General features: G+C 35.5%; 19 protein-coding genes. 6 read left to right on the forward strand and 13 right to left on the reverse strand.

Translation table 11 applies throughout. The features are described 5' to 3' along the window. Positions 1 to 160: 160 nt before the first annotated feature. Positions 161 to 1,069 (forward strand): NAD(P)/FAD-dependent oxidoreductase, encoded by a 909-nt coding sequence (locus D0T08_RS18460; protein ID WP_116984157.1) that lies wholly within the window; start codon positions 161 to 163, stop codon positions 1,067 to 1,069. 361 nt (positions 1,070 to 1,430) lie between these two features. After that, positions 1,431 to 2,207 carry a hypothetical protein gene (locus D0T08_RS18465; RefSeq protein ID WP_147322811.1) on the forward strand — a complete coding sequence of 259 codons (777 nt, stop codon included), beginning with the start codon at positions 1,431 to 1,433 and terminating at the stop codon, positions 2,205 to 2,207. Between the two features lie 426 nt (positions 2,208 to 2,633). On the opposite strand, the gene D0T08_RS18470 is transcribed toward D0T08_RS18465, so the two are convergent. The 6 genes from D0T08_RS18470 to D0T08_RS18495 form a co-directional block, all read right to left on the reverse strand. Further along, entirely contained in the window at positions 2,634 to 3,182 is a 549-nt protein-coding gene (locus D0T08_RS18470; RefSeq protein WP_116984159.1) for a pyridoxamine 5'-phosphate oxidase family protein, read from the reverse strand. An 8-nt stretch (positions 3,183 to 3,190) separates the two neighbouring features. Next, a complete protein-coding gene (locus D0T08_RS18475; RefSeq protein ID WP_116984160.1) occupies positions 3,191 to 3,553 on the reverse strand; it encodes a cupin domain-containing protein in 363 nt (120 codons plus the stop codon). A gap of 26 nt (positions 3,554 to 3,579) precedes the next feature. Further along, positions 3,580 to 4,044, reverse strand: a complete 465-nt coding sequence (locus D0T08_RS18480; RefSeq protein ID WP_116984161.1) for a GNAT family N-acetyltransferase — start codon at positions 4,042 to 4,044, stop codon at positions 3,580 to 3,582. Positions 4,045 to 4,253: 209 nt separating this feature from the next. Next, complete coding sequence (locus D0T08_RS18485) at positions 4,254 to 4,703, reverse strand: MarR family winged helix-turn-helix transcriptional regulator (RefSeq protein ID WP_116984162.1); 450 nt, start codon at positions 4,701 to 4,703, stop codon at positions 4,254 to 4,256. Between the two features lie 1,179 nt (positions 4,704 to 5,882). After that, positions 5,883 to 6,794: a lytic transglycosylase domain-containing protein gene (locus D0T08_RS18490; protein ID WP_116984163.1), complete on the reverse strand. Its 912-nt coding sequence runs from the start codon at positions 6,792 to 6,794 to the stop codon at positions 5,883 to 5,885. Between the two features lie 70 nt (positions 6,795 to 6,864). Continuing rightward, positions 6,865 to 7,809 (reverse strand): alpha/beta hydrolase, encoded by a 945-nt coding sequence (locus D0T08_RS18495; protein ID WP_116984164.1) that lies wholly within the window; start codon positions 7,807 to 7,809, stop codon positions 6,865 to 6,867. A 314-nt stretch (positions 7,810 to 8,123) separates the two neighbouring features. Between D0T08_RS18495 and D0T08_RS18500 the strand changes: the two genes are divergently transcribed. From D0T08_RS18500 to D0T08_RS18510, 3 genes are all read left to right on the forward strand, one after another. Beyond that, positions 8,124 to 8,735 carry a hypothetical protein gene (locus D0T08_RS18500; RefSeq protein ID WP_116984165.1) on the forward strand — a complete coding sequence of 204 codons (612 nt, stop codon included), beginning with the start codon at positions 8,124 to 8,126 and terminating at the stop codon, positions 8,733 to 8,735. 419 nt (positions 8,736 to 9,154) lie between these two features. Continuing rightward, entirely contained in the window at positions 9,155 to 10,336 is a 1,182-nt protein-coding gene (locus D0T08_RS18505) for a BamA/TamA family outer membrane protein (protein ID WP_116984166.1), read from the forward strand. 96 nt (positions 10,337 to 10,432) lie between these two features. Next, positions 10,433 to 10,855 (forward strand): DUF3592 domain-containing protein, encoded by a 423-nt coding sequence (locus tag D0T08_RS18510; RefSeq protein ID WP_116984167.1) that lies wholly within the window; start codon positions 10,433 to 10,435, stop codon positions 10,853 to 10,855. 16 nt (positions 10,856 to 10,871) lie between these two features. Here the strand turns inward: D0T08_RS18510 and D0T08_RS18515 are convergent, their stop codons facing one another. The 5 genes from D0T08_RS18515 to D0T08_RS18535 all read right to left on the reverse strand — a co-directional run bounded on the left by D0T08_RS18515 (position 10,872) and on the right by D0T08_RS18535 (position 13,596). Beyond that, a complete protein-coding gene (locus D0T08_RS18515; RefSeq protein WP_116984168.1) occupies positions 10,872 to 11,378 on the reverse strand; it encodes a transposase in 507 nt (168 codons plus the stop codon). Between the two features lie 4 nt (positions 11,379 to 11,382). Beyond that, positions 11,383 to 11,838: a MarR family winged helix-turn-helix transcriptional regulator gene (locus D0T08_RS18520; protein WP_229238994.1), complete on the reverse strand. Its 456-nt coding sequence runs from the start codon at positions 11,836 to 11,838 to the stop codon at positions 11,383 to 11,385. A 178-nt stretch (positions 11,839 to 12,016) separates the two neighbouring features. Beyond that, positions 12,017 to 12,493 (reverse strand): hypothetical protein, encoded by a 477-nt coding sequence (locus D0T08_RS18525; RefSeq protein WP_116984170.1) that lies wholly within the window; start codon positions 12,491 to 12,493, stop codon positions 12,017 to 12,019. Positions 12,494 to 12,591: 98 nt separating this feature from the next. Next, a complete protein-coding gene (locus tag D0T08_RS18530; protein ID WP_116984171.1) occupies positions 12,592 to 13,143 on the reverse strand; it encodes a hypothetical protein in 552 nt (183 codons plus the stop codon). A gap of 42 nt (positions 13,144 to 13,185) precedes the next feature. Beyond that, positions 13,186 to 13,596 (reverse strand): hypothetical protein, encoded by a 411-nt coding sequence (locus D0T08_RS18535; protein WP_116984172.1) that lies wholly within the window; start codon positions 13,594 to 13,596, stop codon positions 13,186 to 13,188. 356 nt (positions 13,597 to 13,952) lie between these two features. On the opposite strand from D0T08_RS18535, the gene D0T08_RS18540 reads away from it, so the two are divergent. Then, entirely contained in the window at positions 13,953 to 14,606 is a 654-nt protein-coding gene (locus D0T08_RS18540; protein WP_147322812.1) for a hypothetical protein, read from the forward strand. 48 nt (positions 14,607 to 14,654) lie between these two features. Here the strand turns inward: D0T08_RS18540 and D0T08_RS18545 are convergent, their stop codons facing one another. Together D0T08_RS18545 and D0T08_RS18550 are read right to left on the reverse strand one after the other, a co-directional pair. Continuing rightward, positions 14,655 to 16,412, reverse strand: a complete 1,758-nt coding sequence (locus D0T08_RS18545; protein ID WP_116984174.1) for a patatin-like phospholipase family protein — start codon at positions 16,410 to 16,412, stop codon at positions 14,655 to 14,657. A gap of 258 nt (positions 16,413 to 16,670) precedes the next feature. Beyond that, positions 16,671 to 17,999: a DUF2268 domain-containing putative Zn-dependent protease gene (locus D0T08_RS18550; RefSeq protein ID WP_158561304.1), complete on the reverse strand. Its 1,329-nt coding sequence runs from the start codon at positions 17,997 to 17,999 to the stop codon at positions 16,671 to 16,673. Between the last annotated feature and the right edge of the window lie 94 nt (positions 18,000 to 18,093).

Consider the following 18,093-nt stretch of genomic DNA (forward strand, 5'->3'; position numbering starts at 1 on the left):
ATGAGGTTATTTTTAAGTATCCATACTAATAATAAATGCTCCTCTCATACCTCCTACTTTATTTAATAATTTTGATTTATTTTTTGCAACATTGTTGCATTTATAAAATTATTCTTACCTTTGTCAGATAACAGTTCAACAATTTAAACGCATTTATCAGATGGCAAATGGTCAGGAATTTGAAGTAATCATCATAGGCGGAAGCTATGCAGGACTTTCAGCGGCTATGAGTTTAGGACGTGCCCTAAGAAAAGTTTTAGTAATCGACAGTGGTTTACCGTGCAATAGACAAACACCTCATTCACATAATTTCCTTACACAAGACGGGAAAAAACCCAAAGAAATAACCAATATCGCCTTAGCTCAAATAGCTCATTATACTACGGTAGAATTTTATCAGGGATTAGCTATAAATGCATCAAAAACAAAAAAAGGCTTCCTGGTTGAGATACAAAACGGAGAAGTCTTCCAAGCCAAAAAATTAGTATTTGCTACCGGTATAAAAGATATAATGCCTGACATAGAGGGCTTTACCGAATGCTGGGGGATTTCGGCAGTACATTGTCCGTATTGTCATGGATACGAAATAAAGGGTCAAAAAACGGGCATTATCGCCAATGGTGATGCCGCTATGCACTATGCGCAGTTAATTCACCAGTGGACAAAAGACCTTATGCTCTTTACTAATGGTAAGTCTACTTTGACCGAAGAACAAAGTAACAAACTTAAAAAGTACAATATAACTGTAGTTGAAACTGATATAGATGCATTAGTTCATACAGATGGATATATTGAAAAGATTGTCTTAAAAGATGGCCCCGCCATTGCGCTCAATGCGGTTTACTATAGACCCGTATTTGTGCAACATTCGGATATTCTTCAAGCATTAGGTTGTGAATTGACCGAACATGGATTGATACGTGTTGACAGCTTTCAGAAAACTACTATTGCAGGAGTCTTTGCCTGTGGCGATAACTCAAACCCTATGCGCTCGGTGGCTATGGCAGTGGCATCAGGCTCTGCTACCGGAGCATTTGTGAATCATGAATTGATTGGAGAAACGTTTTAAAAACTGAGAAAGGGCACCGTAGTAAAAAAGTTTTTCATCGCATACAACCTATATATACGTTTATGCATTAGGTCTTTAAATACCCTCTGAGAATTTCTGAGCTGAGACTTTAAAGACCTTTTTGCATGAAACGATTTCTATAACTTTTATTGCTCACAACTATTTCGATTACTCATAGCGCTTTTCAGAAAAATACTGAACCCGCTACTAATCCATAGATTCAAGCCTACCTTAACACATATCTATTGAATATGGAACCAGAAAAATGTATAGTAAAAAAGTTATACATTACATAGAAAGTATCAAACAAATCATACTGAAAAAGCAATGGAGTGGTTAAAACAATAAAACTAAAAAACGTATGAAAAAGACAATAGTTTTGCTCCTTGCCTTTATGGTATATTCAGGCATTCATGCCCAGAGTCTCAATATTCTTTTAAGCTCACAGATGCCTAAAATAGAAATAATTGATGGGAAAAAAGTAACAACTGTTGAGGTAAGCAGCCCAACAGGTGACTCAGGGTCAGGCGGTCGTACACCTCGTTCAATCTCTTATTTGGGTAGTCCGTTTTTTATAGATACTTTTCAGACCACTACCTTTTCTGTTGATAGTTCAACTGCTCCGATTACTGCCCCCGTTATTTTAAATCTGGCAAATGATGAGCTCCTGGTACAATTAGCAGACAAAATCACACCACTTCGAAAGATAAATTTCTCGCTTGCCGGACACGAATTTGTAAATATTAAAGACCGCTATTATGAACAACTATATGGCGGACAAGTACAGCTTCTAAAAAGATATGAACGGAGTTTAATTCCTGTATTAATCAATAATTCGATTGCCGGTAGTGGTTATGGTCGTAGTAGCCAGAAATATGATGGAGAAATCGGCAATAAAGAAATTTATTATCTGGTCTTCCATGGTAATAAAATGAGAGTAGTTAATATGAATCCTAAATCAATCATTAATGTCTTGAAAAAAGAAAACAAAGGCCATTTTGTAAACGGAGACTTTGAGCGGATGAATGAAAATGATGAATACCTAAAAGCTATGGAGAAGGTATCAAACTTATCTAAAATAGATGAAAAAGCCTTAGTAAAGGCTTTAAGGAATGCTGATAGTCCTGTATTACCTTAAGACTATATACTAGAATATACTTTAGCATGTGTGCATGACAGTAATAATTCATATTTGTTTCCTCTGTTTGCATATACTGCTCTTAATTTTATAAACTCTTTTTTCTCAATTAATATACTAATTGAGGAGAATATTTTCCTGTCACAAAACCTCTTAATAATTTTTCCGAATAAAATTCTTAGAAAATTCACTAAACCGCTTTAACTTCTTTATATTTACAAAAGAGGTATAGCGAATAAGCGGTTTACCCTTTTATTAACCTAATTTTATATAAAAAAGCAATACTAGTAAGATAGTATTGCTTTAGCCATTTAAACAATTGATATAAATCTTTCTTATATAATTACCGTAGTTTTGTTTTAAAAGTTTGTTTATTTCGTAAAGACGCAATTTTTGCGTCTTTACCTTTTAAAAGCCCAACTAAAGTCAAATAATGGGCGGAGCGGGATAATAAAAAGCATCTAAGGCAGCCTCAGGAACCAGATGCCGTTTGGCAAACCAATCTTCAATTTTGATTTTAGCCACATAAATAGGCTTGGTTTGCGCTGAGGTCATTGGCTCATAAGTATCTTTGGGTATGTGAGCAAAAAACTTATCAAAGAATACCTGCATTGCTTCCATCCGTTCAGCTTCATCTACCACTATCCGTATCTTGCCATAGATAATCACGCTCTGATATTCACAGCCAAAATCAACAGCTTTAGTTGACGTATATAACTTACCATATTTGTAAATAGAAACGCATACTTTCCTGCCATCAATTATCTCTTGTCCTGCGTAGCCGTGTTTTGAAAAATGAAAGATAATTTCTTGATTTGCTTCATCATATACAAAAAATGCCACATGCATCATAGGGAAACCCTCTTTCTCAACGGCAATTGAACAAGAAACAGATTCATTCAATAATTCAACCAGAAATTCCTGGTCTGTTTCTTGACGATCCGTTCTTCTTACTTTTTTCGAATAATCGTTCATGGTTTGTTTTATTCAAGTGTTATTCTGTCTTGATTGGTAGTTGGTTGTGAAATTACCAGAAACTCTAATACTTCGGTGGTTTCATTAGCGATATAATGCTTAGTGCCGGGTTTTATCAACAAGCCTTTTTGCTCACCTACTATTATTTTTTCATTTTCAGGATAAAAGGTAGCCTTACCTTTCATAATAAAGAAAAACTGTTGCGCATGGGTATGAAAATGTCGCTTCTCTTTCGTACCACCCGGCATAGACTCCTGCTTGACTGACAACCCAGCACTATCAACCAGCACCCAGCTATCACATTTACCTCCCCAAAAATAGTGCACCGCAGTTTGTTTATCAACTGCTAGAAAATTCTCCTCAGTTTTCATGTTAGGCATATTTCAGAAAATCATTATTACTCTAATTCCATGCGCATTTCTAACAGATTACCTTTGAATCCGGCTTTTTCGTAAGCTTTTTTTGCTATTGTATTGTCATCATATACTTCTAATCGAATCTCCCTGATGTTTCGACTGATAGCCCATTCTTTGAGTGCCTCCAGAATAGCCTTATTCACACCCTGTCCTCTGTGTTGGGGTTTTACATACATAAACCCCAGATAAGCGTAGTGGGTATGTTTCAGGTAGGACTTTGCTTCTTTAATCAAAGCATATCCCGAACCCACAAGTTCGCCATCAATTTCAGCTACCACTACTTCTGCTTCAGGATTTTCAATTAATTGAATTAAATCATAATAGTGTATTTCACCCTCTTTCAAGGTACTATCAAACGGGCGCTCTGCTTCAACAATCCCCTGTTCAAATGTTAGAAGCGTTTCTATATCATCTTTTTGTGCTGCTCTGACTGTAATATTTTTCATTGTGGATTTATGGTTTTGCTATAAAAATCTTCAAATTTGATTGATGCACTGAATGAATAATTAACAAACTTTCTTCATTAGCTAATTGTGCTACCAATTTACCACTTTTATTCTAGAAAGCACTTTGCCCTGCTGCTTTAAAGCCATAGGATTCGCCACAAATTTTTTTAACTATATAATGCCATTATTACCTATCAAGTATAACACTTTCAGACAATTTTCTGAAGTAGTTGTACCAGTTTAATCAGCTCATTATCTGTGAAATTTTTGAGTATATCCTGATGGGCAGGAGGGAATTTCAAATTTAACCTTTCTAACAACTCAATGCCCTCTATAGTAATTATAGTCAGTGAATGACGCATGTCTTTCTCAGCACTGATTCGCTTTACTAAACTTCTGGTCTCCAATCTATCAATCAGGCGAGTTACATCCGATTTATCAATCATTCGCTTACGGATTTCAGAACGTGGATGAGCACCAGGATAAACACCTCTTAAAATTCTGAGGATATTAAATTGAGATAAGGTGATATTTTCGCTTTCACAAAGAGACTCCAATTTTGCCCTGACTCTCTGTGAAACGAGCATTAAATTTATTATGGCTTCCTGATGTAGATTTTGAGATGATTCTTGTGCGGTTTCTTTGGTAATTTCAGTCATAACAGAGTTAAAATAGTCTTAGACTACAATTTAGTCTAAATAAAGATTGGATAATAATTTTATGTTTTAATTATCACAATCAAACTATTATTTCATTTGTCAGACTTCAGTCTGGTCAGGTAGCGTAAGATCTAGCAAAGCTTATATCTTATGCTACTAGTGTCATTTTTGTTTGATTACCATCGTTTATTTCTTATGAAGTTATGTTCACTATTTAATTTTCAGTATAATACTTTAAACAAATTACGTATATACAGACTAGTTAAATAGATTAATTATAAACTAGGTAAATATTAGGTAAAAATTGCGACGAACTATTGCTTTTATCAAACATAATCCTAAATTTTGTCTATGAAATGATTTGAGTTTACCTTAACGATTTTCTCAAATAACTTTTGCTAATCATAAAAGTGAACTGCGTTTTTTAGTTTAACAATCTAAATCGCCAGAAAACAAACATGCCAAAGCCTTGCTGAAAAAAAGGCTTTGGTTTTTTATGTGTCAGATAGAAGAAAAATCACAGAAGTTACAAAAAAGAAAAATCGTAAGATAAAATCTTACGACTTTCTAAAACAACTTTTGCTGTAATCAGTCTATAGGATAGACTGATTACAAATTTTATTTTATTTTTTTGTATTTTCCAAAGAATTTGTCACATTCTTGCAAAAAAAAAATTTCTACTCTCAAAATTGACGTTTTTTGTATTATTTTAAGCATTTTTCATGCCAAAAATAAGAAAATAAAATTTTCTTTATAAGAAACATTATGATTCGTATGTCATTTCTAAAAAAACATTGTTTTATCAGGATTATACGAAAAAATGGCATTTCGTGAAAAAGTACAAATTTTACTACTCAATTTTGTATAAGACAATAGAATTTTTTTAAGATATTCATTTAACAAAAAATCCTATTTTTAATTTTTTTTAAAAATTTTTCTATTTTTTCGAGGATAAATAACGCTTTACGTTCTCTTAGAACTCTCAAATATTTATTACTTATACTCAATCCCGAAAATTTACAAGTTTAGTTCTTTATTTGAGCTTTGAAAATACCTGTATAAAGCCAGAAATACTCATAGTAAAGCATGGGTTAAGCGTAGTACCTTTGGGCGCACAATAATTGACAATTGCTCTCCTTATTTGAGGTGACTCTACTAGTCTCACGTGGCCTTAGCCAATTACCTTTTAGGAACCAGAAATTTATAAGTTCTCCCTTCTTTCACCTCAAACATTACATTCATCAATTTATTTTCCTCGTAATATTTATCTGATTTCAACGAACCGGGATTATACACCAGCCAGGGATTATAATACTTAAGTGTTTTATAATTGGTATTATGTTTCCTGGCCAATTCTATTAGGTTCATATCTTCTTTTACCTCCACTACTTCTGTTGGTTCTAAAGGCTCGGTTTTGCTCACAATAAAACCATAATTAGCCGGATTTTCACAAATCAATTTCAAGGCTAATATCCTGAATACATAATCGTTGGTTTCTAAAGTCAGATGCAAATCGTAGTAAGATTGCACACCTTGCGCTTTCATGGTATTCATTATAGTCGTACGGCCAGAGTTATACGCAGCAGCCGTAAGTGTCCAGTTTTTAAAGGTTTTATTCAGATTATTCAGAAAATTACAGGCTGCCTGAGTTGATAACTCAAGGTCACGACGTTGGTCGACAAACTTACTTACTTCCAATTTATATTCTTTGGCCGTTGAATCTCTGAACTGCCAGAAACCGGCTGCTTTGCCAGAATTGGCATAAGGCCATAATTCACTTTCAATAACAGATAAGTAAAAGAAATCATCAGGAATCTTATTCTTGGTCAAAATACCCATCACTTTCTCCTTATACCTAGCCACACGGTTCAGAATCATCAGGGTCGATGAATGTTTATATACGTTTTTTATTAATTCCTGCTCTAGTTGTTCATAGATAATCGGGTTGTTCAACGGTACTTTCTCTCCCGCAAATTCTAAGGAAGCAGGTATAGGAGGTACACTAATTTTTTGTGCTACGGGTTGTTGAGCCATAGCCATGTTCAACCCAAAAAGGCAAATGAGTATGTATGAAAGATTACCTTTATTCATGCTGATTAATGTTCTTATTCAAAGTTCTGGTATTTGAAATACTATTGGAACTCTATTAATGAAATAAAGTTTAGAACCTTGCTAAAAAATCCGTGATATCTGCTTTCCATTGATGCTCGTACTTATTCAGATAGTTTTCATGCCCTGCCAATGGATACACTTTAAGTTGCTTTTGTCCTGATATGTTGGCAAATATTTCGTCGATTTCTTCCCTGCTTACCTTATCATCTAGTTCGCCATACATTAATAAAGCCGGACAAGTAATTTTTTCAGCGTAATTAATCGGATTATGTCCGAATGCCCAGAAACTATTTTGTAGCCCACCCCAAAAAACGAGTAAACCAGCCATCGGAAAAGTAGGTGCATGCATCAGTCTGAATCTGGCACAAACAGTTTCATACATAGAGCCAAACGGGCACTCTATCATGATACCTGATGGATGGATATTATAATCATTAATGGCTTTCATGATAGCTACAGCTCCCATCGAGGTTCCCCACAAGTAAATTTTATTTTCGCCAAGAGATTTCAGGTAATCAAAACAGGTTTTTACCTCTTCGGCTTCAAAGAAACCTATGGTGGTCTGGTTTCCCTCTGAGCCACCTGAGCCCATAAAATCAACTAACATAGTATTATATCCCAATTCCTCAAAAATGACTGACTTCTCCAAAAGCGATGATTTCTCACCTGCAAACCCATGGAATAAAACTACGGTTCCTTTGGCATTCGCAGTTTTTACAAGCCAGCATTCAATCGTTTTATTGCTTTTTAGCCGGATAGTCTGATAAGGTTTTGTCGGGAATCGCCCATTAGTAGGTCTGGGATTATTGATGCCGAAAGCTAAAGACTTCAGCCTTCCAATAAGCGTAAGCTCTTTAGGGTCTCTTGTCCGGATAAGGTTATTATCACCAAAATGCGTAAACTTATAGGCATGAAAGCAGGCTACTATATTAAGTACTATGAAAACGATTAATAATCCCCAGCCTATTCTTTTGAGTATTGTTTTGCGTGTCATCAGTTTTGCAAAAGGTTTAAGTAATGAATGAAAACAGGACTAATAATAATGTACCAGATAATTTTCTAAAAGAGAAATCGGTCATTTCAGAATCTATTGCTTTCAACTCCCTACAATTTTCTGTGAATTGTTTTTTTAACTCACCTTTAATATAAATTTTAAATGGCTTTTAAACCATCACCTTTGCTTTGTCCCATCAAAACGGCAGTGAAGAGAATTTAAAACCAATCGCATAATATAAGATTTTATGATGAGACATACTTCTACTCTATTCTAATTAAATCATTATATTATTTTATAACTCAAACAAGACAATGAAAAAGAACATCATTATGGTAAGCATCCTAGCCTTGCCATTTTTCGCCAATGCACAAACAGCCGCTGCTACTCTGGTAGCCAACACCACAACTCTAGCATCGTTTGCAACAGATATTCCGCAAAACGGTATTTTCTTAAATGCTGATGAGTTTCAGAATGGTATCCCAGAAATGGGTTTTGATAAAAAGTCAAAAGAAAACCATATCCGCGAGTTCGATAACAGAGTAATTCTGATAGAGAATGCTGAAAAAACTAAATTTGATAAATCTGAAATCTGGGGTTTCCGCAAAAACAATAAGGATTATCGTACCTACAATAATGAAGATTACGCTGTTGCCTACGCACCTAAAGGCTTATCTATTATCTTTTATACCCTGGGAGACGTAACCGGAGATGAAAGTATAAAAAATGAGTTCGTGAGCAAATATTATTTTAGCCGAAACGGTCAATCCGCTATTTATCCTTTAAACATTGCGAATATTAAAGAAGTGTTTTCTGACCAGATTCCGTTTGTAGAAGCTATCAACAAAGGCAATTTATCTGATAATATGCCTATTCATGAAGTAAATAAGGTATTGTCGGCTTATGTGAAAAATGGGGTGAATTAGTGCAGAGGGCATGGAGCCAGGTGCAGGGGTAATAAACCGAAAAACCAGGAAATATAAAACTGAAAAATGTTAAAGGAAACTTTTCAAAGTGAAAACCTGGAAAAATTGCAATAGAGTATAATAGAAAAGAAGTAGATATGATTTGTTAAGAATAATTTGTCAGGAAGTAGGTGGTGAGTTGCTATAATAAACGATTGCTATGTGCATTTAGGGTTTGCAGGATATTTCGTTTTATTATGGTGGCTCATCGCTCAAATCTGTACCTGTGTATCTTTTAGATAAAAATCTGTTAAAGAAAGGTGGTTGAATGCCACCTTTTTTGTTTTATTTCGTTATAGATTAAAAGCTATCGATGAATAGTCATATTTGCCTGATAGCTCATACTGCATATACTTAAATCCCCGACTTTGATTGATCCTATGAGCATACGAGTAAGCATTATTTTTATCCTTTTTTTTGCCCCAACGATTCTCCCAGCTCAAATACCCTATTCGCAGCAAAGAGATGCAATAGATTTGTTGAGAAAAATATTGCATTTCAAGAAACCCAGAAAGTCTGATTCTACCTCATTGAAAGAGGGTGGTAGAGTGGTAACCATTCTGCCTACACCTGGCTATGCGCCTCAAAGCAATTTTTTCTTGCAGTTGATTGCCAATGCAGCTATACGAAACACCAATGCCAATGTTTCAGTGCTCAATCTGGTGGCTACCTATACGCAAAACAAACAGTCAATTTTGCAATATACTACCAGTTATTTCTCCAAAAATAATAAATACTACTTTTCAACCGACTGGCGTTTTATGGACTACCCACAGCCTACCTATGGCCTGGGTATGTACACTTCTCTGGATAATGCCATTGATATGAATTTCAGGTACCTGAAACTCTATCAGACACTGATGCGTAGTGTGAGCAAAAATTTATATGTAGGTATCGGTTATCAATACGATTATCATTGGAAAACACAAAGCTTCATGAATGGCGATGAAATTGACCGTATTTCAGATTATACACTAGGGGTTTCTGGTAAATCCGTTTCATCAGGGCCAACGTTGGCATTGCTGTATGATAGCCGTACTAATTCATTGAGTGCTACGCAAGGGCTTTATACTAATATGGTATTTAAACAAAGCCTGAAAAGTCTGGGTAGTAATACCAATTATCCATCATTGTTGATTGATGCCCGTAAGTATTTCAACCTTAGTGGTAATACTAATCATATACTGGCTTTGTGGTCTTATAATTTCTTTACTCGCGGCACTGTTCCCTATTTAGATATGCCAAGCACCGGATGGGATACCAATGTGAATACAGGCCGAGGTTTCATTCAAGGAAGATTCAGAGGTAAAAACCTGATGTACTTTGAGACTGAATACAGATTTGCTATCACCAGAAACCAGTTCTTAGGTGGGGTTCTGTTTTCAAACCTGCAAACAGTAAGCGAAATCACTACTAAGAAATTCGAAAAAGTGATTCCTGCTGTGGGTGCAGGGCTTCGTATAAGGGTCAATAAGTTTTCCAGAGCCAATCTCGCTATTGACTATGGCATAGGTGGCGATGGATCACGGAACATTTATTTTAATTTCGGAGAGGTGTTCTAGGGAATTGAGTGATTGAGCGAATTAGTGATTAATTATGCTGAGATATTAACTTTTCTACAAAATAACTTATATTTACTTTGCTTAATATGTTGTAAAATGATTATAGAAATCCTTACTTCTTCTTTTGCAGTTCTCATACTTGTTCTTCTTCCCTTCATTGGACGGGCATATTGGATTTATAAGCAATTGCAAAAGAATGGCTTGAAAACCCAAGGAGAAATTACTGCTTATGAAGAATGTTCCAACAATAAAGGTATAAAGTCTTTTTTTCCTATTGTCCGATTCAGCACAAATCACAGACAAGAAGTCCATCAAAGAACTCTGTATGGGTTGAAAGCCAACCAATATATCGGGAAAGGTGCTAAGGTTGAAATAATTTATTTAGAAAATAAACCTACTCGTTTTATGCTGCAGGATCATAATCCTTTCAAAACGGATGGCCTTATATTAGCTGCTTTCATAGTAAGTTTCTTCATATCTCTTTTAGTGCTTCTGCATTCGTTTAGCAATCTCTTTTGAGTACCTTTAAGTAGGATTATTGGAATTTTAAATGCGTGATTTTGATACAGAGCGGAATCAACCCTAAAGAAACAGCGATAAAGATTCCTACCCGTACATAGTTCAATGTACGCCATAAACTGGCTCTGCTTAATAAATCTTCTGCGTTGCTACCTACGTTTGCTATCTTCTGAAACTCTATAATATTTGGTGCAAAATATGCGAGTGTCCACACCCTTACTGCGAAATGAATTATAAATAGAATCAACAACCAGTTTCTGATAGGGTCAAGTTTCCAGCAAAATATAATGGCTATAATAAAAGTGACTTCATGGATTGAGTGCATTATTATCCAGAAAACTTTAAAATCCAATCCATACTTACCCTTAAATAATTGAAATGAGTCCGTCGGTGCGGCTGTCCATTTAGGTACAATTACGGCAGTTTCAAAAATCTGAGCCCCATTCATCAGAAAATAGATGAGTGTAGTAATAAAAAGCCAGCTTGCCCCTCTTGAAATATAATCCTTTGCTATCTGTTCCATTTTATTATTTTTGATTTAATTCTCCTGTTATACCATTCATTGTTGCTATAGTTGTGCAGAGATATTTTTCAATAATCGTTTTTTCTTCATCCGAAAAATCTGACATCATTTCTACAATTCTGCTTTGCAGCATGGCAAATGTTCCCCCCAATAACTGCATCGCATTTTTCGTTTCAGGTACAATCATTATTTTTCTTCTATCATCTTTATCAAACTGTCGTTTAGCCAGTTTTTTCTTTTCAAGTCTGTCTACCAGACCAGTGACTGCTCCGGTAGTTAGGCCAGTAAATTGGGCAAATTCTCCTGCAGTTATAGCCCCTTTCTCTATTAATATACCTAAATACTTATGGTCTGTGCCTGTCAAGCCAGCCTTTCGGGCTATAGCTTCATGCATCAGAATAGTGGTATCAGAAAAGAGCCTTCCGAGTTCGCTGATGCTTTGTGTCTGTTCTTTACTCAATGTTTTTTTTTATTTTAAATTATTTTAGCAACTAAGATATTTAGTTACAAAGATATGTTATTAGGCGTGAGTATTGCAAGATTTATTTAAGAAAAAAGATTGATACTTAATCAAAAAGTAATTGTAGAATAGTTCAAGCAGGAATCCACAGAATAACACGGGCATTGGTTTTAGCTATTTATTCTTTATCTGATCCCATTATAACTATAGCAATAATAGCTATCACTCCTATTAGCAAGAGCAGCTTTGCCCAGACGGGTATCGTAGCCCAGATTGATTTACGTTCTGTAACTTCTGAATCAATATCCTCATCCAGGTCTTCTTTAAAGGCTTTAGGTTGTCTTTTTTCTTCGAGGTAATCCAGATAATCAAGGTAAGAATGAAACTGCCCGTACCATTCTATGACCTCTGGTCTTAGGCTTATGGGCTTATAGTAAGTCTCTTCTTTCGTCTCTGCATGCGTATTTATCAGGCGTTTGCTTACGAGCATGTACAGCAGATTCTGATATTGTCTTTCTGATAAATCAGGTATATCGACAAATAGCTCTGTGCACAGCAGATCATAATTGGGCAACTGTGTCCAATCTAAGTTTTGCTTTACCTGTTTGTTATATAAAGTGGAAATTATCTTATCAATCTGTTGATTTGTTGTCATGAATCCCTTGCATTTTTGGATATGCTCAAAGATAGAGAATCAGACACATTCAGCCAATAGTCTGTTTTGAATTTATGATGCTTGCTATTATCAAATTTCTATATAATCTTCTGAATAGCTGATTGCCGACCGATTTGCATATTATGCTCAATCTCCTTTAGAGTATCAGTAAATTTACTATAGACGTTCGGCAAATCTCCGTTCCATCCATATTCATGAATATTTGGTAAATCAAGTATGTTAATTGTACCATCAATTGAAATTACCGAAATCTTTTCATCAAATGGAGGATAGTCTTTATTGCTCAACAAACTAAGCGTATAGCTATAAGCCTCTTTAGGCAAAATTCCTTTGGCGAAAAAAAGAGATGGATTAGGTCTAAGAATCTGGTAGCGGTACTTATCAACAGCAGAATCCTCAGAAAAATAAATCCTAGAATCTTTATTATTGTCCCACAACCCGTACTCCCAACAAATTTCATTTTGCTCGTTTATCGAAACTGATAATAATTCTATATCAGAGAAAGAAGGTTTAATAATAAAGGAAAAAAGATTAGGCTTTCCTATAATTTCCTGTAGCAACCCAGCTGCAAAATTATAGAATGTTACATAATCTCTAGCTGATGGTCTTCTGGTTAATGGACTATTCATGGTTTTAGTTTTTTCATAATTGAATTTTCTTTCCCAATAATACTACAAATACTTCAACCACCCTTTCTCAGGATGTGATTTTTTATAATTGTCATACCACCGACACTTTACATAAAGAATAGCTACATCAATCAGAAAAACCAGGTAAAGTAGTGATAAAGGCCATCGATTGGCTTCAGGTACACCTGCAAAAGGAGCGGTTGCGTACCACTCCTGATGAGAGGCTCCCTCACGAAGATAATTAACTATTAATGCAGAAATATGAATAAGCAGGATATGCATTAAATAATAAAACATAGGTACCCGCCCAAAAACAGCCAGGGCATTAGTAAACCAGTTTTTGGCTCGCTCTACTACACGTACGTGATCAATTGCCATAAGTACCATTACTAATCCTCGTAGGATATCAACCGATTGAATGCTTTGAGGTGCATCTGAAGATAGCTGTTTCATGATGAGAAAGGGGGTTTTAAGTTTAAGATGGGCTAAGCGCTGTAAGTGCTACATACTAAAAGAGCGCAACACGACTTTTAGCCAGATATACATCCGCTTTCATTAATCGTACTGCGCTCTATAGTTTTGATATAACTATTAAATTTACAGATAATCAGTCAAAAAACTAAATAAAAGCGGAAATATTTATAGGAAATAAATATGGATTCTCATGTTTCAAAGTCCACTTATTGAATTAAGAAATAAGTTCAGCCTGTGAATTTGAGTATTAATCGTTCAAAATTTACTATCTTGGCAATGATTAACCCTTTTTATGACTAATCATTCTCATAACCAAAGAAAAATATACACATTAAATGACCTGTTCTCTTACCCGATTTCCGAAACGATACTTTTTGTTTTTCCTGCTCCTGATTGGCATATCTGCCTGTCAGTCAATCAACAAAAAAGTGAAATACTATTCTACTGACATAACCCTGAAAAACGGTACTGTATTGAAAGGTAGCACCTCTCCTATTGCCAATGATAATTTCAGTTTTAAAGATGCTGTAACAAGCAAAAAATCAACGATTCAGAATAAAGACGTACAGACTATTACTAAGAATCTACCAGATGGTACGAAAGAATATGCCCAGTTTGAGATTGAAACCAGTAAAAAGCATGAGAAAAAGGAAACAATTTTAGGCGCTTATGTAGTAAAAGGAGACTTAAGCCTGATTTCTTATGAAGCAACTGAGCATACCCGAACAACCCAGAATGTTAATAACCGACAAACCTTTGTAAATGAAACTATACTGGCCAAACATTATTATCTGAAATGGAGTAATGCTCCCGGAAAAGAAGTAAATATGGGCACGCGTAAAGCACAGGAAGAAGATTTTATGGATACAGCTCTGGAGTTTTTTGCTGATGCCCCGGAGCTAATGAAAAAAATAGGCAGTGAGGGTTATCAGGCCAAGAACATCAAGAAAATAGTAGAGGAATATAATGCATTTAAAGGCAAAAAATGATGCAGTGGCTTGGTGATTAATTCCCAAGCCACTTTATTAAACTTAATTTTAAACCATAAACTTAGGCTCTTTTTGAAATAGTTTCCAATCAACCAAAAGCCTATCTCTCAATTCTTTGATGTCTTGAGTAACCAGTTCTCTTTTTAAAATTTCCAGCTCACAGATATACATGATCAGATTATAGCACATAGTAAACTGTCCTGTAGCTATCAGGCACTGCAATGCTTCCCTTTGCATATCATTTTCATCAAACCAGAGTGTAGTGCCAACCGTTGAGGCTATTTGTGCCACATCCTCAATTTTTGAATCAGGGCTCAAGTCCAGTTCAGTCACTACATCTTTTAAGCCTTTCACTCTGTTGATTCTGGCCTCAGCAACTTTTCTATGTGCTTTGCTTAATTCATAAATCATTACCGCTACCCTTCTGTTTTCCCAGTCTTTGCTTTCATAGAGTTTATCATACCACATACTACGTATCCGTTTTAAAAACACATCAGCCACCATGATACCCGTAGATTTGATCCTTGCCCGGATCATTTGAGAAAATGAAGCAAAAGGGATAGTAAAAAAATAGCCTATATATTTCCTGATCATCTTGGTCCAGGTATTATTTTTAGCGGTTCCCTCAGATAGTTGCCGATATACAATAATACCCAGTGCTAATGGTATAAAGCCCATAATTATAGCCGTTGCCAACATGGCCATATTGTTGGTATAATAGAACCCAACTGATAAACCTATAATTATCAGAATATAAAGAATGCCCCAGAACCTTAGGGAGAATCCTTTTAAAAGCGTTTTTTCTACCTTTGGTAATGAGTACGCATCCATAAAAGGACTGGAAACATCACATATAATTAATGTACCGAATTTGCCATTCTTACGATTATCTGCTAGTATAGAACTTTGTATAGCCTGATTATCTGTTATTCCGCCATCCATTAGTCCAAACGCAGTTGGTTTCCCGTTTTCGTTTAGAATATGTCTCTCATTTTTTTCTAATTCTTCAGTAAGTTCAGTTTCCAGACCTATTCCTCTTTTTTCCTGTAAACGTATTCCACTTTTTTCATTGAGAGTTATGCCATCTGCAATTTGTTTATATGCTTCCTGCGATTTCACTATTTCCTTTAGTTCGTCTTTAGTGAGAGAAGTTTTTCCTGTGCCTACATACGTAAAATCTTCCGGATACATGATAGGCTCAAAACCGAGTGGAAAACAGGATGAAGCAGCCGTAATATCGCCCAAGCGTATCTTCCTTAAAGTATTAAAGGATTTTTTTTCTTTTAAGTATAAGGCATAATTACCTATGATTCCGGTTCTTTGATGGTTGTCTACATTCTGAAAACGAAAGGGCAAGCCATTTTTAAACTCTGTCGAATTGGCGCAAACCTGCTTTATATGCTTTATAAAAGATGGCTCGAAAAAATTATTCCATGTACCCCCTTCAAATAAGTCTTTGTGATACACTTTAGCAAAAGCATTAATCAGATTACGACCTTTTTCTGGCGTATCTTCCCAGGCAATATCATCTTCTAATATATCAAAGGCAGCTTTAAGGGCGTTCTCACCATTCAGGAAGCCCTTCATATGCTTATAATAATCCTCAAATGGCTTGTCCTGATAAAGCCAGTGCGCATACGTCAAGCTTGCTAAAGTACCGCCCGAAGCTGATGCCATAAACGACACCTCTGATAACAATCCACATTTATTTAAATAACTAAGACAACCTAAACTAAAGGCAGCGGCACGAAAGCCCCCACCCGAAAAAGACATGGCTACATGTTTAAGCGGTTGATGATTATCCATAAAAGTTTTTGAGAGTGATAAATAGTTGGTGCAGGTATCTATTCAGCAATCTATAGAATACCTGCTTAGCTAGTAAAAAGGAAATTTTTAAAGAGAAATATTATACCTAAATATACAAAAAAATACATATAAAATCAAGTATTTCAATATTTATCTCATATTAAATTCTTGCTATTGAAATATAGAATTGGACGTCAAATATAGTGGCAGTAAAGCAGTAATCGGTGAATTATCAACCAATAATAATTCGCCTGATCGTTAATTCTTCTTTTGCTGGTCGTAGCCACTTTTCTGCAGGAAGTTCAGTGGGTCGTCCATATCAATAATGTCTTTGATAGCTTGTGCTTTATCAGAGGAGTTATTGTAGTAGGCCTTTGCAATTCTATATCCCATATAGTAGCCTAGGTCTGCAGGTCTGTCTTTGACAGTAGCTCCGTTGTAGAGCCATTTCAATACATTCGGAGCGCATAAGGTCGATTTAAACTCTGTCCAAAGTTCATTTTCGTGTTTATCGCCATACTCATTTACTACCGAATAATTGGTTTCGCCGGTTATCAATTCTCCTATAAAATTAGCTATTCCTTCTCTTAAACAATTGTATAACTGATTGCAAACCACTGCTTTTTCATTCAGCTTATCTTTTTGTTGGGTATGCACACATTCGTGGGCTATCATGCCTTTAATCCTAAGTGGAATATCAGGCTCTTTTGTTGAGTCTTTAGGCGCCCAGTTTCCTCCTAATTCTGAATAATCAACGTTTTTACCAGTAGTAATCATTTCCGTGCCCAAAAGTACATATCTGTCTGATACAGTTCCACCTGTCCGGTGTACCCCTATCGCAAAACAAACTTTAAAAGGCTTGAAGTTGCCGTAGATAGATTTCAATTTAGCAAATACTTCTTCAATCAAAGGCTCCGCTTTCTTAGACTCATAAGTATAAGGTCGAACAGATTGATAGTATTTAGGGTATCTGGCAATGGTGCGCACAAATTCATCGGCTGAAAAATTGCGTACTCTGATGAAATCAATCAAGCCATTTGTAGCTCTGTCGAGATAGAGATTCTGGAATGATAAGACACTATCCCATCTGGTTTTGCAGTTTTTCAGATTATCTACCGCCTCCCAGAAATGGTCAATATCAGCCGTCAATACGTTTTTATTATTTTCAATGGCTAATCCCTGCCTGGTTTTTTCTTTGAGTGCCTGTTCAGCCTTTGAATATTTTTTGATATAGTAGCTGATAATGCCTTTATCGACATTGCTATCTTCTTCAAGCTTTTTAATAGTAAGCGTATATTCTTTGGTCTCCTTAGATAAGTATTCTGCTATTTCGAAGCCATATCTGCCATTTGGGGAGTCTTTTTCCAAGATGACTTTATTTGTTTCATCACTTAAGGTAAGCATTACATCAATGCCCTGTTGCAAGACCAAAAACTGATACATAGCGCCTTTTTCAAACTTTAATTTCAGCAATAAATCTGCTCCTTTGGCAATGCTAACGTTTTCGTAAGGATGATTAAATTGGGTTGTCTGGGCAAATGTGAAGGATGAATAAAATACTAATAAAGCGAGTAAGGTCTTTTTCATTAATAAGCTTATAAATAGTGTCTTACCCATTATACGTAAGTGTGGATGAAATTATTGTTTCTCTAACTATTAAGTTGAGCGAGCAATTATAAAA

Origin of the sequence: Emticicia sp. C21 (assembly GCF_003418935.1) — a bacterium.
Taxonomy (GTDB): domain Bacteria; phylum Bacteroidota; class Bacteroidia; order Cytophagales; family Spirosomataceae; genus Emticicia.